Below are 25,088 nucleotides of genomic sequence, written 5' to 3' on the forward strand. Positions count from 1 at the left end.
CTTGCGCCGCAGGGATCAAGGAGGAGACACCATGGGCAGCATCATCGCCGCACGATTTGAATTGCAGGACGAGGCGGCGCGTGCCGTCAAGGCGCTGGTCGATGCCGGCTTCGCCCGTGAGCGCATCAGCAGTTTCTTCGTCAACCCGGCCGGGCAGCATGATCGTTTCGCCGTGGGCGGCGATCGGGACAAGTCGCCCGGCGCCGAAGAGACGGATAAAGGTGCGGCGGCCGGCGTGGCCGCGGGTGCCGGCGCCGGGGCGGTTGCCGGGGTGGCCGCCGCGCCCGTGGCTGGTCCCTTGGGACCGGTGCTGGGTGGGCTGGTGGGTGGCCACCTGGGCGGTCTGGTGGGCAGTCTCAGTGCCACCGACGACGATCCGGTGCCGCGTCGCGTGGCAGGCATGCTGGTGGCGGTGCAGCTGGACGAATCTGCAGATGTCGTCGATTCCGCTGATTTCGCCCTCGAACAACGCGCCATGAGGGTGCTGCAAGACCTGCAGGGTACTGATCTGGAGCGCGCGGAAGGCCAGATTCGCGATGGTGACTGGATCGACTTCGATCCTTTGATTGCACCGCAGTGGGTGCAGGGTGGCGTCGGCTGACGCAGTGCCGCGACAGGATCAGGGCCAGGCCCGACAGCATGCTGTCGGGCCTTTTGTCTTCCTGACGACACAGAGTGCGATCCCGGTCATGCACACTGCCGTTGAGAGTTGATGAGTTTATGACTTTATAAGTCTATAATTGGGCGTAATAATTGATTACCAGAAATTCAGCGGGCGGGCGTACGACAGAACAATAAGAAACGCCAAGAGGGGGCGCTGCGATGGAAGGCAGCTGCGCCGTGAGAATGATCATGAAGCGGACGAACGCACATGAGATTATTGACCAAGGGCTTGTTGATCGTTGCCATCCCCAGCCTGTTTGAGCTACTGCTGCTGGGGGCGCTGTTCAAATCACAGGACGATGCGGAGCAGGCCGAGCGCTGGGCCGCGCATTCGGCGCAGGTGATCAACCAGGCGGCCGAGGTGCGGCAGCCGATGCTGCTGGAATCGGCCCGCATCCGCAATGCCATCCTCCTGAACCAGTCCGAGCCGATCAGTCGGCCCGAGATGTGGGCCGATCTGGAGGTCAAGACCGGCGAGCTGGTCCGGCTGGTGGCCGACAATCCCCAACAAACGACCGCCGTGCGGGCGCTGCACGATAGCATCGCGCGTTATCGCAGCTGGGCCGATACGGCCCGCGAGCGCATGCAACGCGGGCAGCGCGATGCACTGATCCGCGAACTGCGTGACGAGGAAGGGCCGCACCGGCTCTCGGACTTCCTGAACCGGATGGATGGCTTTGTCGAGCAGGAGCGCAGCCTGGGCCAGCAGCGCACGGCGCTACTGCAGTCGGCGCGCAATTCCCAGACCGCGTTGCTGATCGCGGCGGTGCTGGGCTCCATCGTCACTGCGGGACTGGCCTCGCTGGCTTTTACGCGCAACATCGGCAGCCGTATCTCGGTGCTCATCAACAATGCCCAGCGCCTGTCCGACGGCCAGCCGCTGGCGGCGCGGGTGGGTGGCAATGACGAGATCTGCCAGCTCGATGATGCCCTGCATCGCAGTAGCGAGCGTCTCAACGAGGCCTCGCGCCAGGCCCAGGGCTACCGCACCGAACTGGAACAGCGCGCACGCGAGCTGGCCGATGTCAATGCCGACCTGCGCCAGCAGACCCAGGACAATGAAATGTTCATCTACAGCGTGTCGCATGACCTGCGCTCGCCGCTGGTGAACCTGCAGGGCTTCAGCAAGGAAATCACCCACACCACCCGTGAGCTGCTGGTCGAGGTCGAACAACTGGCGCTGCCGGCGGCGGACAAGCAGCGCCTCAAGGCACTGGTCGAAGAGGACATCCACACCTCGCTGCGCTTCATCCAGAACGCGGTCACGCGTTCGGCCGGGATCATCGATGCCATGTTGCGCCTCTCGCGTGCCGGCCGGGTCGAATACCAGCCGGTGATGCTGGACATGCACGCCATTGCACAGCGCATCGTCGCGGCCATGAGCGGCAGCATTCGCGCCAAGGGGGCGCAGGTGGAGATCGCGGCCGATCTGCCGCCGGCCTTCGGCGACCCGACCTCGGTGGAGCAGGTGCTGGGCAACCTGGTGGGCAATGCCGTCAATTACCTTGATCCGTCGCGCCAGGGGCATATCACCATCGACCACGTGCGCCGTACCGACAACATCGCCGCCGCGCCCAGCCTGGTGACCTACTGCGTGCGCGACAACGGCATGGGCATTCCAACGGCCTATCTGGACAAGATGTTCATTGCCTTCCAGCGTCTGCATGGCAACGCCGCGCCAGGCGAAGGCATCGGCCTGGCACTGGTCAAGCGCGTGGTGGAGCGCCACGGCGGTCGCATCTGGGTGGAATCGGTGGAGGGGCAGGGCAGCTGCTTCTATGTGGCCCTGCCGGCGCGTCCGCCGGTGGCGGCATGAACGAGGGCCGCGGCCGGCGGGCAAACATCACAGGGAGAGTGGCATGAACACGGAACAAAGCGTCAATATCCTGCTGGTCGAAGACGATGACGGCCATGCGCTCCTGGTGGAGAAGAACCTGCGGCGCGCCGGCCTGGTCAACGGTTTTACGCGCTTGCGTGATGGTCAGGAGGCGCTGGACTATTTCTATGGTGACGATCAGTCGCAGGGTGAATCGCAACAGCTGGTAGTGCTACTGGACGTGAACATGCCGCGCGTGAATGGCGTAGAGGTGCTGCGACGGATGAAGCAGGAGGCCTCCACCGCGGCCATCCCGGTCATCATGCTCACCACCACCGATGACCCCCGCGAGATCGCCCACTGCTACGAGACCGGCTGCAATGTCTACATCACCAAGCCGGTGGAATATGACGACTTCATCGAGGCGGTGCGCCGGCTGGGCTTTTTCCTGCAGGTAGTCAAGCTGCCCCTGGCGGGTCGTGTTGCGGATCGAGGCGAGAACGGGTCACGATGAGCGCCATCCCCGCCCACGTACTGGTACTGGAGGATGACGACGGGCTGCTGGCATTGGCGACCCGGGTACTGCGCAAGCAAGGACATCGCGTGACCGCCACGGCCGATGCTGTCAGCGCCCTGGCGGCGGTGCAGCAGGAGCGACCGGACCTGCTCATCGTCGACTATCACCTGCAGGCGCTCGACACCGGTCTGGATTTTTTTCGACAGCTGCGTGCATCGGGGCTGGACATTCCGGCCATCATGGTATCGGGCGTGTCCGACGATGCGCTCATCATCGAGGCGCTGCGCACGGGGGTGGCCGACGTGCTGCCCAAGACCAGCGATTATCTGGACTATCTGCCGGCCGCAGTGGAACGCCTGCTCCAGCAGCAGGCGCTGCAGCGTCTTGCCGAGACCGAGCGCATGGCCCACGTGCGGGAAGAATTCGTGGCCACGCTGGCGCAGGAATTCCGTGCCCCCTTGAATACCATCATCGGCTGGACGCAGTATCTGCTGCGCGATGCCACCGATGGCCAGCAGGTACGCAAGGGGCTGGAAGTCATCGAGCGCAATGCCCGCCTGCAGGCGCAGCGGGTGGAGCAGTTGCTGGAACTGAGCCGCCTCATGGCCGGCAAGCTGCACGTGGACATGCAGCCGGTGGACATGGTCCGCGTGGTCGACCAGTCGATTGCGGCGGTACACGCGGTGGCCGATGCCAGGCAGATCCGCATTCATACGGTAGTCGATACGCCAGCGCCGATCCTGGGGGATCCTGCGCGGCTGCAGCAGGTGGTGGGGAACCTGCTGACGCACGTCATCCGCTCTACGCCGCCGCAAGGGCGCGTGCAGGTGATCCTGCGTCAGACGGGTGGCCAGGTAGAGCTGGAGCTGGGGCAGGCCTTGATCGACGCCGATCAGGCCAATGCGCCGGAGCGTGTTGGCGATGACGATGTCGAGGTCGACCTTGCGGGTGAGAGCGGCGTTGCGTCAGGATTGTCGCTGGCCATTGCCCGTCAGCTGGCGGAATTACACGAAGGGCGCATGCACGCGGAAGGTCTTGGCCCCGCAGTGCGATTTGTGCTGACGCTGCCGATGGCCACCCCGGCTTAAGCCATCTCGCCGATGGTGGTCGGCGCCTTCTTCAGTCTGCCGGCGCCGGAATGGTGACGGTGAAGGTGATGATGTTGTTGTCGCAGTCTACGGTGATGCGGCCACCGTGGCCATTGACGATCTCGCTGACGATGTACAGGCCCAGTCCCAGGCCGCGCGCATTGCGCTGGTTGCCCATCGATTCCTTCTTGTAGGGCTTGAAGAGATTGTCACGCACGGCCGTCGGTATCGGGGCGCCGTAGTTGGAGACCGAGATGGTCAGCAGCGCGTCGCGGCGGAATACGATCAGCGTGGACGGCTTGCCGATTTCGCCATGGTGGCGCGTGTTGGACAGCAGGTTGGAGACCACCTGACTGATGCGGTCACCATCGAGGCCGATCTCACCGCAGTCTTCGGCTTCCAGGATGATTTCATTGTCGGGATAGGCCATGCGCGCCTCGTTGACGATTTCCATCGCCATCTTGCGCACGTCCACCGGACGACGCTGGATATCCAGACCCATGCCGCTTTGCAGGCGGCTGATGTCGAGTACCTGCGAAATCAGCCGGTGCATGCGGCTGGAAGAGGACGAGATGCGCTTGCTCAGGTTGGAGCTGGAGGGCGAGTGCTCGCGCACCTCGATCATGCGGGCAGCCATCATGATGGCTTGCAGCGGATCGCGCAGGTCATGGCCCAGCGTGGCCAGCAGGGTCTCGCGGGCGCGCTTGACCATGTTTTCGTTGGACAAGGCCACTTCCTGGAAATCCAGGCGCAGCTGGCCGGCCACTTCCAGTTCGGTCTTGACCCAGGGCAGGCTCTTGCCGCGCACGGTTTCCTTCCATACCGCGAAGGAGCCGCGTGGCGTGAGTCGTGGGCCGAGCGGGCCGATGCTGTATTTCTTTTCGGGATTGCCACCCCAGCGTACGTCTTCCACCTGTTCGCTGCGGAACCAGAAGGCATAGCCGTCCTGTTCGCGGTAGAAGCGCACGGCCAGCACACCGCAGATGTCACCCAGCGCCTGCTTGAGCGCCGGGGCATCGGCACCCAGCGCGCTGGTGTAGAACAGGTCGCCGGGTTCGTTCTCATTGAGCCAGTTGATCAAGGCGTTGACCGCTTCGCGTGACGGCGCCTTGCCGAAGACCTGGGTCTTGCGGTCCATCGAGATGGCGCCGCCATGGCTGTTCATCAGGCGCAGGAAGCCCTCGTGTTCACTGGCCAGGGCCAGCACGATGTCTTCGCGGTCGGTGATGCGGGCTACGATCTCGCGCCGCAGGGCGGTACTGTATTCCAGCGCCCGGGCGCGCTCGCCATTGAGGTTGCGCTCGACCAGGGCGCTGACGAACTGCGCCAGCAACTGGCAGGACATGCGCACCGCGTGCGGCACCAGGTGGGCGCTCATGTGATGGCAGGCAATGAGCCCCCACAGCCGGTCGCCGATGACGATGGACAGGCTCATCGAGGCGCCCACGCCCATGTTGCTCAGGTATTCGATGTGTACCGGCGAGACGCTGCGCAGCATGCTGTGACTGAGGTCCTGCGGCCGCCCGGTCGTAGGGTTGAGATCAGGCTCCAGCGCCACCGTGGGCGCCTTGACATCGGCGATCAGGCGGATCGGGTTGATCACGTACAGGCGTCGCGCCTGGGCCGGGATGTCGCTGGCCGGATAGCGCTGGCCGAGGAAGGGTTCGAGGTCTTCGCGCTTGTGCTCGGCAACGACCTCGCCGCTATCGTCATGCAGGAAGCGGTAGGCCATCACCCGGTCGAATCCGGTGATGCGGGCGATTTCGTCCACGGCCAGGGTCAGCAGGTCTTCCACGCCTTGCTGGCGCTGGATGCGCTGGATGGCCTGGTGCGCCGCCAGGGCGAAGGCGTCCAGCGACAGCGCATCGGCCGGGCGTTTCTCGAATTCGGCGATCAGCACGCCCTCGGACTTGTGGGTCACCAGATCGAAGGCGCCGGACGGCAGGGTGATCATGCGCGAATCGACATAGCCATGCTTGTCTTCCAGCGCGCTGTGGATCACTGCGCGCGCGCCGGCATCCAGGTGGTGTTCTCCCAGGGGCGCACCTGGCGCGGGCAGCGCGCCAAGCAGGGCATCGGCGTTGGCGCTGCGCGAAGCGAGGCGGCCATCCGGCGTGAAGCACAGCAGGGCGCCGTGGCTCTGGATGGAACCGGGGATGTGGATCGGCTCCCGGTCGCAGTTGCTCAGGTCGACCGATCGTCGGCGATTTTCGTGGTACGGGTTGCTCATGTACTGCTTTCCCGATGCCTGTGGAAACAGGGTGTCGAATTGCGGTCGCGCACATCTGGAGACGAACGCAAGTTGGAGGCGGCCCAAAGTCGGCAACGCACCTTTTCATTCCGCGCTGTTCCAGCTGTCGTCCAGCGCGGCGGTACGGCCCTTGTTTTCGGGAAATGCCAATTATAGGCGTGGTCCTGCATTTGGTGCACTCTGCAGGTGAATTTAATCGCAGAGGCCAGCCACCGCCCGATCCGCCCAGTCTCGCCGGCCGCCGGAATTTCCACTTTGTCCTACAAGGCAATCGGGAACAGTCCGATAGAACTCATCCGTGCAGGCTCTTAAGATCAGCACAAACTCGCAGAAACAACGCGGCATATCGGTGGCGTATCGGTGCTTTGGCGCCGGAAGATGCCACACGGGAAAAGATTGCCCGGTTCAGGTGCTGAGACTTCGTGAGGATGCGTCAAATCACATCAGGAGGTGCTGTCAGGCTCTTCCAGTTTTGCGTGACATGGCTACAATGAAGTCGTCGATAGTGTGCTGAGCCGGGGTTACAACAGGGAGCGAACCAGTATGCTGTCGATGACATACCGGGAAGAAATCGAACGCTGTATCGGTCCGGCCAAGCCGCTGGCACCCGCCGGAACCGATGCGGACAATGGCAAGCTGACGTTGCAACCAGCCCGGCGCAGTCGGCCTGCGTCGGATCTTTGAGCAGGGTAGCCTCATGGACAAGTCTGATTCCACCCATCCTTGCGATCCTCTCGTCGCCATCCAGCAGGGCGACTGGACCGCTTATCGCAACCACATCTCGACCCAGGCCGGGCACCCCGGTGAAACCGAGGACGAGCGCCCAAGCACTTTTGCCGAGCCCGTACAGCACGTACAGCAGCAGGATACGGCGGGTGAACCGCTGCACGGCGAGGAGGACATCCTGGCCTATCGCCGGCGTTGCGCGCGCGCCTACATCGGCATGAACGGTCGCCTGGGCGGCCGCGCCTACCGACCCAACGAGCCGGTGATCCTGACCCAGGAAGCGGTTCAGGAACTGGCCGAGTTGAATCGCCTGCTACGCGAAGAACGTGCGCTGAAGAAGAAAGCCGGCTGATACGCTGAGGCCGGGCGCCGTACCCTGTAGGTGCCTGACGCGACTTCATGTAGGAAAAACGGAAGCTCACCGCAAATGCAGACGCCATGTGGCTCCTGGTCGCATGCGCCGTTGCCCGCGGCGTGAGACGGCAGCGCGAGCGGGCGCGGGCTTCCCGTATAATCGTGCGCGTCATGCAGGGGCGCATGATCGACATCATCGAGCTTGCAGCACTATCGAGATTGCTGTGAGCAAGCGCCCCCGCTCGAAACGGATGCGAACAACAATGAAGGGACCCGTGGGCAAGGACGGCGCGACGTGATCGCGCAACGCCGTCATCCACGCGACCGACCTCGGTGCTCATAAAGGTAAGTTTCACGACATGGCAGAAATTTCTTGGTTGCGCGCAACTGGCCTGACCGCGCAAATCGTCGCAGCAACCGATTGGAGCGCCAGCCCCCTGGGCGCGCCGACCCAATGGTCGCCCACGCTGCGGACCACCCTCAATATCGCACTGCGTTCGCCCACGCCCAGTCTGCTGGTGTGGGGTGCCGGCCGTCACATGCTCTACAACGATGCATTTGCCGCCTGTATCGGCGCGGCCCACCCGGCCGCGTTCGGCGCTGCGCTGGCGGGTTCGCCTATGTGGACCGGCGCCAGCGGTCGCTGCGAATCCGCCATCGAGGCCGCGTTCGCCGGCCAGCAACAGCAGCTGTGCCGTCTGCCCTTGTTCCACGATGACAACCAGGCGATATCCACCGGCAACCAATGGGATTTCTCCTGCCTGCCGGTATGGGATGAGAAGGGGGAAGCAGGTGACGACCCGGTGGCCGGTGTACTGTGTTCCCTGCACCGGGCCAGTGGACTGGATGCAGCGCTGGCCCATACCGACCTGCTGCGCGACCTGATGGAGCAGTCGCCCAGCTTCAAGGCCGTGGTGCGCGGGCCACAGCACGTATTCGAGCGCGTCAATGACGCCTATTTCAAGCTCTTCGGCGACCGTCCGGTGCTGGGGCTGCCGGCGCGCGAGGCCTTGCCCGAACTGCTGGATGAAAACCTCTTCGCGCTGCTGGACCGCGTCTATCAGACCGGGCAAGCCTATACCGAACGTGGCGCCCGCTTGTTCCTGCGGCGCTCGGAGGAAGGCGGCTTCGCCGGGGCGGTGCTGGACTTCGTGTTCCAGCCCATCAAGGGCAGTGACGGCCGGGTGGCGGGCATCTTCATCGAAGGCAATGATGTCACTGATCTCCATGTCGCCGAGGAGCGGCTGCGCATCGTCGACCGCGCCGGTGGGATTGGCATCTTCGAGTGGTTTCCTGGTTCCGGCAAGCTGGCGGTGTCAGACCGTTTCCGCCGCCTGTGGGGTGTCGCGCCGGAAGGCGAGGTGACCTCGCAGCAGCTGGTGGACATGATCGATGAAGAGTTTCATCCCAACCTGGGGACGGTGCGTATCCGTGAGAGCGGCCCGCGCAATCCGCTCGAATACACCGAATACCACATCACCCGCCCCGACGGCGAGCAGCGCTGGCTGGCGCGCAAGGGCGAGGTGGTGCAGGACGATCCGCGCGCCGGTGCGCGTTATGTGGGCGTGGTGTTCGATGTCACCTCGCGCAAGCTGATGGAACAGGCGCTGGCCGCCTCTGAGGCCAGCGTGCGGGCCAACAACGCCTTCGTGCGCCAGCTGCTCGATTCCACCGATCAGGGTTTCTTCTCCATCGACTGCGATGGCACGGTCACCCTGTGCAATGCCGCCTTCCTGCAGATGCTGGGCTATGCCAGCGAGAAGGACGTGCTGGGACGATCCATCCATGAAGTGATTCTGGTCCCGCAACAGGACGAGCCGGTCAGCCGTGCCGAATGCGCGGTGCTCAAGGCGGCGCGTGAAGGCATCACGGCCCATATCGACAACGAGGACTTCCTGCGCGTGGATGGCAGCAGCTTCCCGGCGCAATACCAGGCGCATCCGGTGTGGCAGGACGGCAAGCTGCAAGGGGCGCTGTGCACCTTCATCGATCTGACCGAGCGGCGTCGTGGCCTGCAGGCCTTGTCGTGGAGCGAGAGCCGCCTGACGGCCATCTTCAACCAGGCCTCGGTCTGCTTCTCCGAGCTGGACCTGCACGGCAACTACTTGCGCGTGAACCAGGCCCTGTGCCGCATGCTCGGGCGCACTGAAGACGAGATGCTGCACATGACCCTGGCCGACGTCACCCATCCGGATGACGTGCCGATGAACATGTCCCTGTTCAACCGCTGCATCGAGGATGGCCGCTCCTTCACCCTGGAAAAACGCTACCTGCGTCCGGACGGTTCGACCTTCTGGGTCTCCAGCGACATCAGCCGCATCGTCGACGGCGAGGGCCGCCCGCAGGCCATGATCGCGGTCTCCACCGACATCACCGAACGCCGCCGCGCCGAAGATGCCCTGCGCGAACTCAACGACACCCTGGAGCAACGCGTGGTCGCCGAGATCATCGAGCGCACCCGCGCCGAGGCCGCCCTGCGTCAGATGCAGAAGATGGAAGCCGTGGGCCAACTCACCGGCGGGGTGGCGCACGACTTCAACAATGTGCTGCAGATCATCGGCGGCAACCTGCAATTGCTGCAGGGCGACCCCCGCCAGGATGATCGCAGCCGGCAGCGCATCCGCACCGCCATCGGCGCGGTCGATCGCGGGGCCAAGCTGTCCTCGCAGTTGCTGGCCTTCGCCCGCCGGCAACCGCTGCAGCCGCGCAGCATCAACCTGGAACGGGTGGTGCAGAACATGGACGATCTGCTGCGCCGCGCCGTGGGCGAGAACATCGAGATTTCCACGGTGGTCACGCATGAGCTGTGGAACAGCATGCTCGACCCCAACCAGGTCGAGAACCTGATCATCAACACCGCCATCAATGCGCGCGACGCCATGCCCAATGGCGGCCGCCTGACATTGCAGATCGATAACGTACAACTGACCGATCCGGCATTCCTGTCACAGGCCGACCTGGCCGCAGGCGACTACGTCGAGCTGCAGATTTCCGACAACGGTGCCGGCATGTCACCGGAGGTGCGCGAGCGCGCCTTCGAACCCTTCTTCACCACCAAGCGCGAAGGCGAGGGCACCGGGCTGGGGCTGTCGATGGCATATGGCTTCGTCAAGCAGAGCAAGGGGCATATCAGCCTGCACAGCGAACCGGGCAAGGGCACGACCATCCGCATCTACTTCCCGCGTTGCATCGAGGACGAGGTGGTCGTCGACGACAGCCGCGACCTGCAGGTGCGAGGGGGCGACGAGACCATCCTGGTGGTCGAGGACGATCCCAACCTGCAGCTCACGGTCATCGACACGCTCTCGTCCCTGGGCTATCGCGTGCTCAAGGCCGACAACGGCGAACGGGCCTTGGCCATCCTGCAGAGCGGCATCACGGTGGACATGATGTTCACCGACGTGGTGATGCCGGGCAGCGTGCCGGTCACCGAACTGGCGCGGCAGGCGCGTCAGTTGCTGCCCGAAATCGAAATCCTGTTTACCTCCGGCTATCCGCGCGATGCCATCGTCCACGAAGGACGACTGGATGCCGGCGTGGAATTGCTCTCCAAGCCCTACCGCATCAACCAGTTGGCGCAACGGATCCGGCACATGCTGTCCAACCGGGCGTATCGCATCGAACTGGCCAAGGCCAGCCGGGAGCGTGACCTCGCCACGGCCTCGGCCACCATCCACGTCTTGCCGGTGGCCGAACGCCACCACCAGGCTGATGCGACCGAGCAGCCACTGTCCCAGGAGGCTTATGGCACGGGTGGCCTCGCTGCCGGTGGCAGCGTCGGCGTGGCGGGCAGCGTGACTTCGCAGGGCGCCGATGAGCCCGCACAGGCCGTCAGCGGACTACGCCTGCTGGTGGTGGAAGACAACATCGACTCTCAGCAGCTGGTCTGTGAGTTGCTGGAGACCCTGGGCCATCAGGCGCGCGGCGTGGCCAGCGGCGAAGACGCGCTGCAGGCCCTGGAAGAACAGCCGTTCGACGTGCTCTTCACCGATGTGAATCTGCCGGGTATCACGGGGGTGGAACTGGCCAAGCGCGCGCTGGAGCGGTTCCCGACGATGTCGGTGATCTTCGCCTCCGGCTACGGCGCGATGGTGGCACGCAACGTGGGCTTCCCGTCGCATTCGCTGCCCAAGCCATACGATATCGATCAGTTGCAGGAGATATTGACGAAGATTGCGTCGGCTTGATGTCTATGTGAACGCAGGATTGCTGCCTTATTGTCACTATATTCAATATCGATGCGCAGATTTGCGGCTGTGGGTTCAATGAACCGACAGCCGTTTTATTTTCTGGAGGTCTGGACAGCTTCGCCGTGGCCAAGCTCTACGGGCGGGTGCTATCTTTTTTTCCTCACATTGCATAAAATAAATAAGAATAATTATCGTTCATAAATTTTGATTTGGCAGTGCAGGTAAAGTTTTGACTCCATGCTCTTCGGGATTGCCGTACGAGCGCCTGCCAGATCCGCTGCATGCCCGCTGGAAGGTGGGCATCAGGCCATATCGTCTCCTACCATCCAGCTCCTAGCCAGATCACGTACATGCGCGCATTGCTCGTTCTCCTCCACCGTTGGTTCGGCCTTGCCGTTGCCGTGTTCCTGTTCATCGCCGGTGCTACCGGGGCGCTGATCTCCTGGGACCACGAACTCGACGCCTGGCTCAATCCGCAGCTGTTTCATGCCCGCAGTGCCGATCAGCCCGGTGCCGGGGCGCCGTTGCCCGGCCTGGAGCTGGCGCGCAGGGTGGAGCAGGCCGAACCGCGCCTGCGGGTGACCTATGTGCTGACCGAGGCCGAGCCGGGCCATACCATCGGCATGATGGTCGAGCCGCGCCTGGATCCGGCGACCGGCAAGCCATTTGCGCTGGATTACAACCAGATCGCCGTCGATCCGGTCACCGCCGAGATCCAGGGCCGGCGCATGTGGGGTGCCATCTCGCTGTCGCGGGAAAACCTGCTGCCCTTCCTCTACAAGCTGCATTACACGATGCATCTGCCTGATATGGGCGGCATCGAGACCGGCATCTGGCTCATGGGCATCATCGGTATCGTCTGGATGCTGGACTGCTTCATCGCGCTCTACCTGTCCTTCCCCAACTGGCGGAGCTGGCGCAAGTCCCTGGCTTTCCGCTGGCGCGAGGGCGGGCACAAGCTCAATTTCGATCTGCACCGTTCCGGGGGCGTGTGGGTCTGGGGCCTGCTGCTGGTGCTGGCGGTGACCTCGGTGTCGATGAACCTGGAGCGCCAGGTGATGCGCCCGATCCTGCAGACCGTCTCCACGCTGACAGCCGGTCCGTTTGAGACCCGCACGCCGCTGGCCGCCGACAAGGTACCGGAGCCGCGCATCTCGCGCGAAGAGGTGGTGGCGCTGGGCCGGGCGCAAGGGCAGAAGCTGGGGCTGGATGAGCCGGTCGGTGGGGTTTTCTATTCCGGCATGTTCGGCGTCTACGGGGTCGGCTTCTTCCAGCCGGGCAATGACCATGGCGACGTCGGGCTGGGCAATGCCTGGCTGTATTTCGATGCCATGACGGGCGCCTATGAGGGGGGCAAGATTCCAGGCCGGGGTAGTGCCGGGGATATCTTCCTGCAGGCCCAGTTCCCGCTGCATTCGGGCCGTATCCTGGGGCTGGCCGGGCGGGTGATGGTGTCCTTGCTGGGGGCGCTGGTGGCCATGCTGTCGGTGACCGGGGTGATCATCTGGGTGCGCAAGCGCAAGGCACGACTGCAGCAGCGTGAACGGCTGGCCGCACAAAAGACACCGGCCCGCGAGGGGCCGGTGGCGGAACTGCGGTAAGCGGATCAGTGAGCGGGTCAGTGCGCCATCAGGACTGGCAGCGTCATGGTCTTGAGGATGGTCAGCGTGACCCCACCCAGCAGCACTTCACGGAAGCGGGTGTGGCCGTAGCCGCCCATGACCAGCAGGTCAGACCCCTTGTCGGCGGCCAGCGAGAGCAGGGCGTTGCCGATGTCCAGCGGGGTCTGTTCCTGCGCCACTTCCACCTTTACGCCGTGACGTGCCAGATAGAGCGCGATGTCGGCGCCGGGTTGCTCGCCATGGGTGCCCAGGCGCTTGTCGGAATTGAAGATCACCACCGTCACGTTGTCGGCCTGGCGTAGCAGCGGCAGGGCAGCGGTGATGGCGCGGGTGGATTCCATGCTGCCGTCCCAGGCGATCAGTGCGTTCTTGCCGACGTGCTTGAATTCGCCGGCGCTGGGGATGATCAGCACCGGGCGCGGTGCGTTCAACATCACATATTCGGGCAGGTCGGTGAGGAAACTGTCGTCGGCATCGTCCAGGTCGGCCTGGCTGACCACCACCAGGTCGGCATAGCGGGCCTGCAGCGCCAGGCCGCCTTCGGCGTCGTCGTCGACGAAGCGCTTCTCGCAGGAAGGCACGCCCACGCTGTTGGCGATCTTGTCGAAGTTCTCCAGGGCCGCCAGGGCGCGGTCGCGGAAGCCATCCATCTGCGCGGCCACATAGGCGGCGCCTTCCATCGTGATGAAACTGGAGATGCCGCTGACGGCACTGCCGATCAGGTGCGCCTGCTGGGCGCGGGCCAGTTCGGCGGCGATGCGGATGCGCTGGGCGGCGTGACGCGACTGGTCGACATGGACCAGGATGGACTTGTAGCTCATGGTGACTCCTCGGAAATATCGGGTAGATCAGGTAGATCAGGTGGGACGGCATCCGGGGCTGGATGCCATGTATCCAGACTAGGCCGCTCCTGCCCGGGCGTCCAGCGCAAATGCGGCGCTGATTGACACATGTCAATCGCGGCCGGCATCACTTCGCGGGCAGAATTCGGCGCGCCAACGATAGGCGCTTGCAGTGCGGTGGCGCTGGCTGGGTTATCCTTGTCAGCTTTGCGGTCTTTCCGTCATCCGACATTGCGTCATTGCCTCAGCGAGGAGCTTGCATGCCATCGATCTTCCATCTTGCCTACCACGTGCGCGACCTCGACCAGTCGCGCCGCTTCTATTGCGACCTGCTCGGTTGCGAAGAGGGCCGCAGTACCGATACCTGGGTCGATATCGACTTCTTCGGCCATCAGCTCTCCTTGCACCTTGGGCAACCCTTCACGGTGAGCAACACCGGCAAGGTCGGTGAGCATATGGTCCCCATGCCACACCTGGGTGTGATCCTGGAGCTGCCCGAGTGGCAGCAACTGGCTGATCGCCTGACGGCCAGCGGCCAGGTCGAATTCGTGCTCAAGCCGCAGATCCGCTTTGCCGGTGAGCCGGGTGAACAGGCGACCATGTTCTTCCTCGACCCCTCTGGCAACCCCATCGAGGTGAAAGGATTCAGGAGCCTGGCGCAGGTGTACGCCAAATGAGTCAAGGCACGACTATCCCCTTCGTCAGCCAGGGCGATGCTGCCTCGGTCGCCGCCTGGCTGCAGGCCCTGCGCAATGCCATGCCGGAGGAGCAAGTGGTGGCCTTCGCCGATCTGGACGACGCCCAGCGCGCAAAGTGCCGCCTGGCCATCGTCGCCAACCCGGACCCGGCCCAGCTGAAGCAGTTACCGCAATTGCGGTGGGTGCATAGCGTGTGGGCGGGGGTGGAACGGCTGGTAGCCGATCTTGGTCAGTCCGACCTGCAGATCACCCGGCTGGTCGATCCCCGGCTGGCCGCGACCATGGCCGAGGCGGTGCTGGCCTGGACGCTTTACCTGCATCGCGACATGCCGCGCTACGCGCAGCAGCAGCGCGAGCAGCGTTGGCAGGGGCTGGATTACGTCTTGCCGGAACAGCGTCGCATCGGCCTGCTGGGCCTGGGTGCGCTGGGCGAGGCGGCCGCCGTGGCGCTGCGCCAGGCGCGCTTCCCGGTGGCTGGCTGGAGCCGCAGTCCGCGCCAGCTGGACGGCGTGGAGACCTTCAGCGGCATGGAGGGGCTGACGCAACTGCTCTCACGCAGCGATATCCTGGTCTGCCTGCTGCCCCTGACCCGCGACACCCGTGGCCTGCTGGATGCGGCGCGCCTGGCCTTGCTGCCACCACAGGCGCAACTGATCAACTTCGCCCGCGGCCCCATCATCGACGATGCCGCCCTGCGCCAGGCGCTGGATGCCGGCCAGCTGAAACATGCGGTGCTGGACGTGTTCGCCACCGAGCCCCTGCCGCCGTCGTCCTGGCAATGGAGCCATCCCGCGGTGACGGTCTTGCCGCATTGCTCCGCCCCTACCGATGCCGCCACGGCCTCGGCCATCGTGGCGGGGAATATCCGGCATTACCGGGAGAGTGGGGAGATTCCAGCCAATGTGGATATTGGGCGGGGGTACTGACGGAGGTGGAAGGTATCCCCCTCAATCCAGCCGATAATCCTTCCCGCACGCCGCCGCCGGCGGCAGCGGTTCTCCCGCCAGTTCCAGCAACGAGCGCTCGATTTCCAGGCTGATGGCATCCAGCGCCAGGCCATTGGGGGAGCAGGCGAAGGGCAGGGAGATTTCGCTGGCGATGGCTTCCAGCGCCAGGAAGGTGTAGGAGACGAAGACCGAAATCAGCGGTGTGGCGACACCGATGGCATCGACCAGCCCGAACGGCAGCAACAGGCAGTAGATGTACACGGTCCGGTGCAGCAGCACGCCATAGGCGAAGGGGATGGGCGTGGAGGCGATGCGCTCGCTGGCGCCGATGCAGTGGTTGATCTCGTTGAGCTGCTGGTCGCAGGTCCACAGGCCAGTGTCGCTGAGCCTTCCCTGCCGGTTGGCCTGGGCCAGCATGGCGCGCAGCTGGTCCATCTGGTACACCGGGAGGTATTGCACCGTGCCGGCCGTGGCGTCGAACTCGGCCTCAGCCGGCAGCAGGCGCACCATGTCCTCTTGCGGCGAAGTCTTGCGCAACTGGTGCTTGAGCGCATAGGCCAGTGCGATGATGCGATGGATGAACAGCTTCTTGTGGGCTGCATCTTCGCCCGTCACGCCATAGCGCAATCCCTGCGACGCCAGTGCCCGCGCTGCAATCAGCAGGGCGCCCCAGATCTTGCGGCCCTCCCAGTAGCGGTCATAGCTGGCGCTGTTGCGAAAGCCCAGGAAGATTGCCAGCGCCACGCCCAGCAGGGTGAAGGTGGAGGTGTTCAGCGGCAGCTTGTCGCCGAAGATCTTGCCGTCGGTCAAGACCGCCAGGGTGGAGAAGGCCGTCATCATCAGCATCTGCGGCATGATGGTGCGCAGCACCGAGCCGTTCCAGACGAAGAGCATGCGGAACCAGTGGGGCTGGGGGCGAACGATCATATTGGCTTCCCGGAACAAGAACGAAAAAGTCGAAGCCCCATGTTAATTCCACGCCGCCCGGGCAAACGTAGACAGATGGCGCCAGCGTCCGCACATACAGCGGACCACCGTCCAGCCCTTACTGACGGGCGATGGTAAATCCGATGGTGTTATGTCCGCCGCCGCTACTGGCGAAGGCCCGCCCGCCATGCATGCGCGCCACTGCCTTGACGATGGCCAGCCCCAGGCCGTGGCCATGGCTGCCGTTGATGTCCTGGCGGGCGCTGTCGACCCGGTAGAAGCGGTCGAACAGGCGCGGCAGGTGCTGTTCGTCGATGGCGGGGCCGGGATTGGTGACCGCCACCCTGACCATTTCTTCACCTGCGGAAATATCGATGCGCAGCATTGCGCCTTGTGGTGAGTGCTGGATGGCGTTCTGGATCAGGTTGGTCAGTGCCCGCTTGAAGAGCGCCGTTTCCATGGTCGCCGTGGCCTGGGTGTCGCCGGCGACCGTGATGCCCATGCCGGCATCGTCGAGCACGAACTCGAAGAAATCGGCAGTCTTCTGCACCTCCGCAGCCACCCGCGCCGGCACCCGGGCGGTGGCGGCCTCGCCCTGATCGGAGCGGGCCAGGAACAGCATGTCGTTGACGATGGAGCGGATGCGGTCCAGTTCTTCCAGGTTCGATTGCAGCACGTCCTTGAACTCGCCCGCGCTGCGTTCGCGCGCCAGCGCCACCTGGGTTTCGCCGATCAGGTTGGCCAGGGGCGTGCGCAGTTCATGGGCGACGTCGGCATTGAAGGCTTCCAGTTGGGTATAGGCCTGTTCGATGCGTTCCAGCGCGCCATTGAAGGCGTCGGCCAGGACCGACAGTTCTTCCGGCAGCGCTTCCACCGGCATGCGCGCCGACAGCTTGCGCGGCGAAAAGCTCTGGGCGCGGACCGACATGCGGCGCAGCGGTGCCAGTCCGGCGCGGGCGATCCAGTAGCTGGAGATGACGGCCAACACGATGCCCAGCAGCGAGGAGATGGTGGTGGCCAGCAGGAAGGTGCGGCGCATCTCGAAGTAGGGTTCTCCATCCACGCCCACCGTGACCCGCACTTCGGGGCGCTCCTCGAAGGCCGGCAGGGTGCGCGTCATGATGTGCAGGGGGAAGCGGCGTCCCGGCAGGTGCAGGCGGGCCACCGACTTGCCGTCATCGTGGGTGATGGCGCTCGGGGTCAGGCGGCTGAGGTCGCCATAGGTGAAGCGCGGGTCGTCGCTGGCGATCCAGAAGGAGACGTGCTGGTCCGCCTGCGACAGCGCCGAGAGTTTCATCTGCACGCGCCCCCAGCGCTCGGTATTGCCGGCGCGCTCGATCTGGTAGCTGATGTCGTTGAGGGTGGTGAAGAGGGCGTCGCGCTCGTGGCGCAGCAATTCGCCTTTGAGGACGGTGTAGAGCACGACGCCAGCGACGGCGAAGATCAGCAGGGCCGAGGCGGCCGACATCAACACCAGGCGCGCCGTGATCGATTGTCGCAGCGGCAGCCGACGTCGGCGGGTCGGTTGCCCCGGCGGGGCGGTCTGGAGATCGGGCTCAGTCATCGCCGGCGTCGGCCGCAGCCCGGGGCTCCAGCACGTATCCCATGCCGCGCACGGTATGCAGCAGTTTCTGTTCGAAGGGCGCGTCGATCTTGGCGCGCAGGCGCTTGATGGCGACTTCGACCACGTTGGTGTTGCTGTCGAAGTTCATGTCCCAGACCAGTTCGGCGATGGCGGTCTTGGACAGGATCTCACCCTGGCGCCGCGCCATCACCGCCAGCAGGGCGAATTCCTTGGCCGTGAGGTCGATGCGCAAGCCACCGCGAAAGGCCTTGCGCGAAAGCAGGTCGATCTGCAGGTCGCCGATGCGCAGTTGCGCCGGCTCCTGCGCGCGACCGCGCCGGGTCAGGGCCTGGAGCCGGGCCAGCAGCTCCAGGAAGGAAAAGGGCTTGATCAGGTAGTCGTCGGCGCCGTCGTGCAAGCCCTTGATGCGGTCTTCCACGCTGTCGCGGGCGGTCAGCATGATGACCGGGGTCTGCTTGACCGTGCGCAGCGAACGCAGCACGGCAAAGCCGTCCAGCCCCGGCAGCATGACGTCGAGCACGATGACGTCGTAGTCATGCTGGATCGCCAGGTGCTGTCCATCCACCCCGTTGGAGGCCAGATCGACCGCGCATCCCTGCTCGGTCAAGCCCTTGCAGAGGTATTCGGACATCTTTTGTTCGTCTTCGACTATCAGGATCTTCATGCGGTCTCCATAGCCTGCGCCGGGGCAGGATCGCCCGGCATCAGTCCATGCCGGATTCTACCGTCCCGGCTTTTTATCGGTGTGGTCTTGTTTCAATGTTCCACCTGCGGCGGCTGTTGGGCCAGGCGGGCGGCCTTGCGGGCTTGGCGTGCCTTCTTCTTGCGTTCATACCAGTAGTGCGCGCGGTCCAGGTAGAGATAGACCACCGGGGTGGTGAACAGAGTCAGCGCCTGCGACAGCACCAGACCGCCCACCATGGCATAGCCCAGTGGCCGGCGCAGCTCGGAGCCGGCGCCATGGCCCAGCATCAGCGGCAGGCCCGACAGCAGGGCGCACATGGTGGTCATCATGATGGGGCGGAAGCGCAGCAGGCAGGCCTGGTAGATCGCCTCTTCCGGCTTCATGCCCTGGCTGCGCTCGGCGGTGAGGGCGAAGTCGATCATCATGATGCCGTTCTTCTTGACGATACCGATTAGCAGGATGATGCCGATCAGCGCGATCACCGACAGGTCGTAGCCGCCTATCATCAGGATCAGCAGGGCACCCACGCCGGCCGAGGGCAGCGTGGAGAGAATCGTCAGCGGGTGGATGTAGCTCTCGTAGAGCAGGCCCAGCACGATGTAGACCGCGATCAGTGCGGCCGCGATCAGGTAGGGTTGGGACGACAGCGAATCGCCGAAGGCCTTGGCCGTACCCTGGAAATTGCCCACCAGCGTCTGTGGCACGCCCATCTCGTCCTTGGTCTTCTGGATGATGTCCACCGCCTCGCCCAGGGACACGCCCTTGGCCAGGTTGAAGGAAATCGTCACCGCCGGGAACTGGCTCTGGTGGCTGATCGAGAGGTAGGAGGTCTTGGTCGTATCGACCTTGACGAAGGTCGACAGCGGCACCTGCTGGCCGGTCAGGGGCGAGGTCAAGTAGAGCTTGTCGAACAGGGCCGGGTCCTTCTGCAGCTGCGGCGTCACTTCCAGGATCACGCGATAGCTGTTGATCTGCGTGAAATACTGCGCGACCTGGCGCTGGCCGATGGCGTCATAGATGGTGGCGTCGATCAAGGCCGGCGAGATGCCGAAGCTGGAAGCACGGGCGCGGTCGATGGTGATCACCGCCGCCGCCGCCTGGTTCTGCTGGTCGGAGGCCACATCGGTCAGCTGCGGCAGCTGGCGGAAACGCTCCAGCATGCGTGGCGCCCAGACGTTGAGTTCATCGAGGTCGGTATCGGTGACGGTGTACTGGTACTGGGTGCGCGAAAGGCGGCCACCGACGTTGATGTCCTGGCTGGCCTGCATGAACAGGTTCACCCCCTGCACGCGTGCCACCTTGGGCCGCAGGCGGGCGATGATCTCGTCGGCATTGGTGGTACGGCCCTCGTCCTTGGGTTTCAGGGCGATGAAGAACTGCCCGGTGTTGAAGGTGGTGGAACCGGCGCTCATGGCAAAGCCGATCACGTCCGGGTCCTGGCGCACCACGTCGGCCACCTTCAGCAGGCGTTCATGCATGGCCGCCGAGGAAGTGTCCTGCGCGGATTCGGCAAAGCCGACGATGACGCCATTGTCCTGCTGCGGGAAGAAACCCTTGGGGATGAAGATGAACAGCACCACCGTCAGCGCCACCGTCGCCAGGAAGCTCATGAGCGTGATGAACTGGTGCTTCATCACCACATCCAGCCCGCGCTTGTAGCCGGCCAGCATGGCATCGAAGCAGTGTTCGAACCATTGATAGAGCTTGCCGTGGCGCTGGCCGTGCTCGTTCTTGAGGAAGCGCGAGCACAGCATGGGCGTCAAGGTCAGCGAGATCACCACCGACACGCCGATGGTCAGCGTGACCGTCACCGCAAACTCCCGGAACAGGCGCCCGACGATGCCGCCCATCAACAGCAGCGGGATGAACACCGCCACCAGCGAGACCGAGATCGAGATGATGGTGAAGCCGATTTCGCCCGCGCCCTTCAAGGCCGCTTCCAGCGGCGACATGCCTTCCTCGACGTAGCGGTAGATGTTTTCCAGCATGACGATGGCGTCATCCACCACGAAGCCCACGGCGATGGTCAAGGCCATCAGCGACAGGTTGTCGAGGCTATAGCCGACCACGTACATCACGCCGGCCGTGCCCATGATGGCCAGCGGCACGGTCACCGAGGGAATCAGGGTGGCCGCCACATTGCGCAGGAACACGAAGATCACCATCACCACCAGGGCGATGGTCAACACCAGGGTGAACTCAACATCCTCCACCGAGGCGCGGATGGTCTGGGTGCGGTCGATCAGGGTGTTGACATGGATGGCGGCCGGAATCGCTGCGCGCAGGCGCGGCATGGCGGTCTTGATGCGGCCCACCGTCTCGATCACGTTGGCGCCGGGCTGCTTGGTGATGGCCAGCACGATGGAGCGGCCGTTGGTGATGGTGTGGTCCGCCGTGTTGGCGGCGCCCGAGAAGGCCCAGGCGGCGATCTTGTTGTTCTCCGGTCCGTCGATGGCGATACCGATGTCCTTGACCCGGATCGGTGCGCCATTGCGCCAGGCCAGGACCATGTCGTTCCACTGCTCGGCCTTGAGCAACTGGTCATTGGTATAGACGGTAAAGGCCTGGCGCGCGCCATCGACCGTGCCCTTGGGCTGGTTCACGGTGGTGGTGGCGATGACGCCGCGGATGTCTTCCAGGCTCAGACCCAGCGTGGCGATCTTGGCCGGATCGACCTGGATGCGCACCGCCGGCTTCTGCTGGCCGTTCACGCTGACCAGGCCGACGCCGGAAATCTGCGAAATCTGCTGGGCCAGGATGTTGTCGGCGTAGTCGTTGACCACCGTCAGCGGCAGTGCGTCGGACTGTACCGACATGATCATGATGGGCGAGTCGGCCGGGTTGATCTTGCGGAAGGTCGGCGGATTCGGCAGGTTGGCCGGCAACTGCCCGGTGGAGGCGTTGATGGCCGCCTGCACATCCAGTGCGGCGGCGTCGATATTACGGTTCAGGTCGAACTGCAGGGTGATCTGGGTGGTGCCCAGCGTGCTCTGCGAGGTCATCTGCGAGAGGCCGGCGATGAGCGAGAACTGGCGCTCCAGCGGCTGCGCCACGTTGGAGGCCATGGTCTCGGGACTGCCCCCGGGCAGTTGCGCGGTGACCTGGATGGTCGGGAAGTCAACCTGCGGCAGCGGTGCCACCGGCAGCAGCGGCCAGACTGCGATGCCCACCAGCAGGATGGCGATCGCCAGCAGCGTGGTACCGATGGGGCGCTTGATGAAGGCAGCGGAAACGCTCACTTGGTGTTTCCTTTCGCATCGGTGCCAGCGGCGGAACTGCTCTGGGCCTTGGCAGGCTGCGGCTTGCTCTCGACGATGCGGCTGCCCGGCTTGAGCTTGTACTGGCCGTCGATGACCACGCGCTGGCCGGCGGTGACGCCGCTGTCGGCGGCCAGCACGGCCACGCCGTCCTGGATGCGATCGACCTTGACCGGCTGCATGTTGGCCTTGTCGTCCTGGTCGATGGCATAGACGTAGGTACCCTGCTGGTTGCGCTGGATGGCGGCGGCCGGCACGGTCAGGGCATTGCCGTGGGAATTCATCTGCAGGCGGGCATTGACGTACTGGCCCGGCCACAGCTTGTGTTCAGCATTGTCGAAGCGGGCCTTGAGCTGCACCGTGCCGCTGGTGGTGTTGATCTGGTTATCCAGCAGCACCAGCTTGCCGGTAGCCAGTACCTCCTGCGAGTCGCGGGCATAGGCGCTGACCTTGAGCGGCTGCTGGCTGCTGCGCTGGGCGCGGTTGATGGCCACCACCGCCTCCTCGGGCAGGGTGAAGACCAGGGTGATCGGATCGATCTGGTTGATCACCACCAGGCCGTTGGCATCGGTCGCGTGGACGATGTTGCCGGGGTCCACCAGACGTGCGCCCACGCGCCCGGAGAGCGGGGCGTTGATGGTGGTATAGCTCAATTGCACCTTGGCATAGGCGACCTGGGCCTCGTCGGTCTTGACCGCCGCTTCCAGCTGCGCCACCAGGGCCTTTTGCGTATCCAGCTGCTGCTGGGTGGCGGCGTCCTGGCCGCGCAGGGTGGTGTAGCGCTGCAGGTCCAGCCGTGCATTGGTCAGGGTGGCGGCGTCCTTGGCGCGTTGCGCCTCGGCCTGCGCCAGTTGCGCCTGCAGGGCGCGCGGGTCGATCTGGGCCAGCAACTGGCCTTTCTTGACCTCTTCACCTTCCTTGAAGCCGACCTTGTCCAGCTGGCCGTCGATGCGGGTCTTGACCACCACGCTGGCATTGGCCGTGACCGTTCCCACGCCGGCCAGGTAGAGCGGGAGGTCGCGTTCCTGCACGCTCGCCAGCGAGACGGCCACCGGTGGCGGCGCCTTGGCGGCCGGCTGGTCGGCCGCGCGGGCGTGTTCGACATAGGACCAGGCGCCGATGCCGGCCGCCAGGATCAGGGCCGTGGCAACGAACACGGCGAGGGGAGAGCGCTGGGGAGATTGGGGTGAGGTGGTCATGCCTGAAACTCGTCCTGAAATGATCGCTGTTGATTCGGAAATGGGGGCGTGGCCGCGCTCAGCGGGCAGCCATCGGCGGGGCAGAAGGTGTCGACGTTGCAGCATCGGCGGCCCCGGCCGCTGCAGCCGCTTCTGCCTGCCAGCCACCACCGGTGGCCTTGATCAGGGCGACGCTGGCCACCAGTTGCCGGCCCAGCAGGGTCACGGCATTGCGCTGGTTGGTCAGCGACGTGGCCTGGGTGGTCACCACCGACAGATAGGTGACGGTGCCGGCCTGGTATTGGCGCATCGCCAGTCGTTCGGCCAGTTGCGCCGATTGCACCGCCTGTGCCTGGACCCCGCTTTCCTGGTCCAGCACGCGCAGGGTGGAAAGGTTGTCTTCCACTTCCTGCAGGCCACCCAGCACGGTCTGCTTGTATTGCGCCACGGCGGCATCGAAGGCGGCCGTCGCCGCATCGTTGCGGGCACTGCGGGCGCCGCCGTCGAACAGGGTCTCGGCCAGTGCCGCACCCAGCGACCAGACCCGGCCGGGGGTGTTGAACAGTTGCGCGAAGGCCGGGCTGTTGTAGCCACCGCTGGTGGAGAGCGTGAGGGTCGGGAAATACGCCGCCCGCGCCACGCCAATGTTGGCATTGGCGGCAGCGGCCAGGCGCTCGGCATTGGCGATGTCGGGACGACGTTCCAGCAGGTCCGAAGGCAGGCCGGCAGGAATCTGGGGCAGGCTGGCCTGCAGGCGCTGGGCATTGGCATCCATGGCATCGTCGCTGGCGGTGGCGGCGGCCACCGGTGCCAGCGAGAAGGCGGCCGGCGCCTTGCCGACCAGCATGGCGATGGCATGTTCCAGCTGGTTGCGGGTGGCGTCGAGGTCGATCAACTGCGCCTGGGCGGCGCGCAACTGGGTTTCGGCCTGGGCCACATCGGAGCGCAGGGCGGTGCCGGCTTCGTATTGATGGGTGGTCAGTTGTAGCGAGCGACGATAGGCCTCCACCGTGCGGCGGTACAGATCCTTCTGCAGGTCGGTCACGCGCAGTTGCAGGTAATCCTGGGCCAGTGTGGCCTGGATCGCCAGGCGCGCCGCCGCCAGGCTGGCCGCACTGGCCTGCGCACTGGCATCGCCGGCTTCGGCGCCGCGTCGGATGCGGCCCCAGACATCGGCCTCCCAGGAGGCATTGAGGCCCACCGTATAGGTGTCGGCCAGCCGTTGCACGCCGTTGCTGTTGGTCTGCCCGCGCGCGGCGCCGGCCTGCAGACCGACGGTCGGCCACAGGCTGGCGCGGGCCAGGGCGGCGGTGGCCTGGGCCTGGCGATACTGGGCGGCGGCCTGCTGGATGGTCTGGTTGGCGGCGTTGGCCTGGGTGATCAGGTCATTGAGGATGGGGTCGCCATAGGCTTGCCACCAGGGCTGATGGTCGTCGACCTGGCGCGGCGTGGCCTGCTTCCAGGGGCCGACTTCCTTGTAGGCCTGCGGCAGGTCCATGGCCGGGCGCACGTAGTCGGGGCCGACTGCACAACCGCCCAGCAGCGCGGCCAGCAACAGCACCGTCATTCCCTTCTTGGCGCGGAAGGGGGTTCGATTATTGGGATGGGTGAAATGACGGGTACTGACGCTGGCTGCGACGCGGCGAAACGGGACGACCATAGGGCTCACGGAGATGGCTTGCGGATGACGGACAGACCGACCCCGGCGCCCCTCAGCGCCCGTAATCGGCCCCTGCTTAGGA

At 64.8% G+C, this 25,088-nt stretch carries 18 protein-coding genes; 10 read left to right on the forward strand and 8 right to left on the reverse strand.

Annotated elements, in window-relative coordinates; genetic code table 11:
- Positions 1-31 precede the first annotated feature (31 nt).
- The 4 genes from HBH1_RS08665 to HBH1_RS08680 all read left to right on the forward strand — a co-directional run bounded on the left by HBH1_RS08665 (position 32) and on the right by HBH1_RS08680 (position 4,084).
- Entirely contained in the window at positions 32-601 is a 570-nt protein-coding gene (locus HBH1_RS08665) for a hypothetical protein (protein WP_102662407.1), read from the forward strand.
- Between the two features lie 270 nt (positions 602-871).
- A complete protein-coding gene (locus HBH1_RS08670) occupies positions 872-2,479 on the forward strand; it encodes a sensor histidine kinase (protein WP_102662408.1) in 1,608 nt (535 codons plus the stop codon).
- A 43-nt stretch (positions 2,480-2,522) separates the two neighbouring features.
- On the forward strand, positions 2,523-2,993 hold the full coding sequence (locus HBH1_RS08675) for a response regulator (RefSeq protein ID WP_102662409.1): 471 nt from the start codon (positions 2,523-2,525) through the stop codon (positions 2,991-2,993).
- Positions 2,990-4,084, forward strand: a complete 1,095-nt coding sequence (locus HBH1_RS08680) for a hybrid sensor histidine kinase/response regulator (protein ID WP_102662410.1) — start codon at positions 2,990-2,992, stop codon at positions 4,082-4,084. Before HBH1_RS08675 ends, HBH1_RS08680 begins: the two co-directional genes overlap by 4 nt.
- A gap of 31 nt (positions 4,085-4,115) precedes the next feature.
- Here HBH1_RS08680 and HBH1_RS08685 read toward each other — a convergent pair whose 3' ends face one another.
- The gene (locus tag HBH1_RS08685; RefSeq protein ID WP_102662411.1) at positions 4,116-6,314 is read right to left on the reverse strand and encodes an ATP-binding protein; all 2,199 of its coding nucleotides are present in this window, start codon (positions 6,312-6,314) and stop codon (positions 4,116-4,118) included.
- Positions 6,315-7,032: 718 nt separating this feature from the next.
- Here HBH1_RS08685 and HBH1_RS08690 point away from each other — a divergent pair.
- From HBH1_RS08690 to HBH1_RS08700, 4 genes are all read left to right on the forward strand, one after another.
- Positions 7,033-7,413, forward strand: coding sequence for a hypothetical protein (locus tag HBH1_RS08690; RefSeq protein ID WP_102662412.1), 381 nt, complete (start codon positions 7,033-7,035; stop codon positions 7,411-7,413).
- Positions 7,414-7,499: 86 nt separating this feature from the next.
- A complete protein-coding gene (locus tag HBH1_RS25080; protein WP_158243285.1) occupies positions 7,500-7,643 on the forward strand; it encodes a hypothetical protein in 144 nt (47 codons plus the stop codon).
- A 131-nt stretch (positions 7,644-7,774) separates the two neighbouring features.
- Positions 7,775-11,602, forward strand: coding sequence for a hybrid sensor histidine kinase/response regulator (locus HBH1_RS08695; RefSeq protein WP_102662413.1), 3,828 nt, complete (start codon positions 7,775-7,777; stop codon positions 11,600-11,602).
- A gap of 353 nt (positions 11,603-11,955) precedes the next feature.
- Complete coding sequence (locus HBH1_RS08700) at positions 11,956-13,206, forward strand: PepSY-associated TM helix domain-containing protein (protein ID WP_102662414.1); 1,251 nt, start codon at positions 11,956-11,958, stop codon at positions 13,204-13,206.
- 17 nt (positions 13,207-13,223) lie between these two features.
- Here the strand turns inward: HBH1_RS08700 and HBH1_RS08705 are convergent, their stop codons facing one another.
- Positions 13,224-14,048, reverse strand: a complete 825-nt coding sequence (locus HBH1_RS08705) for a universal stress protein (protein ID WP_006462308.1) — start codon at positions 14,046-14,048, stop codon at positions 13,224-13,226.
- Positions 14,049-14,329: 281 nt separating this feature from the next.
- On the opposite strand from HBH1_RS08705, the gene HBH1_RS08710 reads away from it, so the two are divergent.
- Both HBH1_RS08710 and HBH1_RS08715 read left to right on the forward strand, forming a co-directional pair.
- Positions 14,330-14,746, forward strand: coding sequence for a VOC family protein (locus HBH1_RS08710; protein ID WP_102662415.1), 417 nt, complete (start codon positions 14,330-14,332; stop codon positions 14,744-14,746).
- Positions 14,743-15,693: a 2-hydroxyacid dehydrogenase gene (locus HBH1_RS08715; RefSeq protein WP_102662416.1), complete on the forward strand. Its 951-nt coding sequence runs from the start codon at positions 14,743-14,745 to the stop codon at positions 15,691-15,693. The genes HBH1_RS08710 and HBH1_RS08715 overlap by 4 nt, the downstream gene beginning before the upstream one ends.
- 21 nt (positions 15,694-15,714) lie before the next feature.
- Here the strand turns inward: HBH1_RS08715 and HBH1_RS08720 are convergent, their stop codons facing one another.
- The 6 genes from HBH1_RS08720 to HBH1_RS08745 all read right to left on the reverse strand — a co-directional run bounded on the left by HBH1_RS08720 (position 15,715) and on the right by HBH1_RS08745 (position 25,006).
- Positions 15,715-16,641: a bestrophin family protein gene (locus HBH1_RS08720; protein WP_102662595.1), complete on the reverse strand. Its 927-nt coding sequence runs from the start codon at positions 16,639-16,641 to the stop codon at positions 15,715-15,717.
- 118 nt (positions 16,642-16,759) lie between these two features.
- On the reverse strand, positions 16,760-18,205 hold the full coding sequence (locus tag HBH1_RS08725; RefSeq protein WP_102662417.1) for a heavy metal sensor histidine kinase: 1,446 nt from the start codon (positions 18,203-18,205) through the stop codon (positions 16,760-16,762).
- Positions 18,198-18,890: a heavy metal response regulator transcription factor gene (locus HBH1_RS08730; RefSeq protein ID WP_006462301.1), complete on the reverse strand. Its 693-nt coding sequence runs from the start codon at positions 18,888-18,890 to the stop codon at positions 18,198-18,200. The genes HBH1_RS08725 and HBH1_RS08730 overlap by 8 nt, the downstream gene beginning before the upstream one ends.
- Positions 18,891-18,982: 92 nt before the next feature.
- Positions 18,983-22,150, reverse strand: a complete 3,168-nt coding sequence (locus tag HBH1_RS08735) for an efflux RND transporter permease subunit (RefSeq protein WP_102662418.1) — start codon at positions 22,148-22,150, stop codon at positions 18,983-18,985.
- The gene (locus HBH1_RS08740) at positions 22,147-23,367 is read right to left on the reverse strand and encodes an efflux RND transporter periplasmic adaptor subunit (protein WP_102662419.1); all 1,221 of its coding nucleotides are present in this window, start codon (positions 23,365-23,367) and stop codon (positions 22,147-22,149) included. The genes HBH1_RS08735 and HBH1_RS08740 overlap by 4 nt, the downstream gene beginning before the upstream one ends.
- Before the next feature lie 58 nt (positions 23,368-23,425).
- Positions 23,426-25,006, reverse strand: a complete 1,581-nt coding sequence (locus HBH1_RS08745) for an efflux transporter outer membrane subunit (RefSeq protein ID WP_146012834.1) — start codon at positions 25,004-25,006, stop codon at positions 23,426-23,428.
- Positions 25,007-25,088: the final 82 nt, after the last annotated feature.

The sequence above is a fragment of the Herbaspirillum sp. BH-1 genome (assembly GCF_002870055.1).
In the GTDB taxonomy this organism is placed as follows: Bacteria; Pseudomonadota; Gammaproteobacteria; order Burkholderiales; family Burkholderiaceae_D; genus Herbaspirillum; species Herbaspirillum frisingense.

Coding starts and splice junctions, on each gene's coding strand:
- HBH1_RS08675 (WP_102662409.1), top strand. CDS start 2,523: ATGAACACGGAACAAAGCGTCAATATCCTGCTGGTCGAAGACGATGAC.
- HBH1_RS08720 (WP_102662595.1), bottom strand. CDS start 16,641: ATGATCGTTCGCCCCCAGCCCCACTGGTTCCGCATGCTCTTCGTCTGG.
- HBH1_RS08705 (WP_006462308.1), bottom strand. CDS start 14,048: ATGAGCTACAAGTCCATCCTGGTCCATGTCGACCAGTCGCGTCACGCC.
- HBH1_RS08725 (WP_102662417.1), bottom strand. CDS start 18,205: ATGACTGAGCCCGATCTCCAGACCGCCCCGCCGGGGCAACCGACCCGC.
- HBH1_RS08740 (WP_102662419.1), bottom strand. CDS start 23,367: ATGACCACCTCACCCCAATCTCCCCAGCGCTCTCCCCTCGCCGTGTTC.
- HBH1_RS08685 (WP_102662411.1), bottom strand. CDS start 6,314: ATGAGCAACCCGTACCACGAAAATCGCCGACGATCGGTCGACCTGAGC.
- HBH1_RS08680 (WP_102662410.1), top strand. CDS start 2,990: ATGAGCGCCATCCCCGCCCACGTACTGGTACTGGAGGATGACGACGGG.
- HBH1_RS08670 (WP_102662408.1), top strand. CDS start 872: ATGAGATTATTGACCAAGGGCTTGTTGATCGTTGCCATCCCCAGCCTG.
- HBH1_RS08745 (WP_146012834.1), bottom strand. CDS start 25,006: ATGGTCGTCCCGTTTCGCCGCGTCGCAGCCAGCGTCAGTACCCGTCAT.
- HBH1_RS25080 (WP_158243285.1), top strand. CDS start 7,500: ATGTGGCTCCTGGTCGCATGCGCCGTTGCCCGCGGCGTGAGACGGCAG.
- HBH1_RS08730 (WP_006462301.1), bottom strand. CDS start 18,890: ATGAAGATCCTGATAGTCGAAGACGAACAAAAGATGTCCGAATACCTC.
- HBH1_RS08710 (WP_102662415.1), top strand. CDS start 14,330: ATGCCATCGATCTTCCATCTTGCCTACCACGTGCGCGACCTCGACCAG.
- HBH1_RS08695 (WP_102662413.1), top strand. CDS start 7,775: ATGGCAGAAATTTCTTGGTTGCGCGCAACTGGCCTGACCGCGCAAATC.
- HBH1_RS08690 (WP_102662412.1), top strand. CDS start 7,033: ATGGACAAGTCTGATTCCACCCATCCTTGCGATCCTCTCGTCGCCATC.
- HBH1_RS08665 (WP_102662407.1), top strand. CDS start 32: ATGGGCAGCATCATCGCCGCACGATTTGAATTGCAGGACGAGGCGGCG.
- HBH1_RS08715 (WP_102662416.1), top strand. CDS start 14,743: ATGAGTCAAGGCACGACTATCCCCTTCGTCAGCCAGGGCGATGCTGCC.
- HBH1_RS08700 (WP_102662414.1), top strand. CDS start 11,956: ATGCGCGCATTGCTCGTTCTCCTCCACCGTTGGTTCGGCCTTGCCGTT.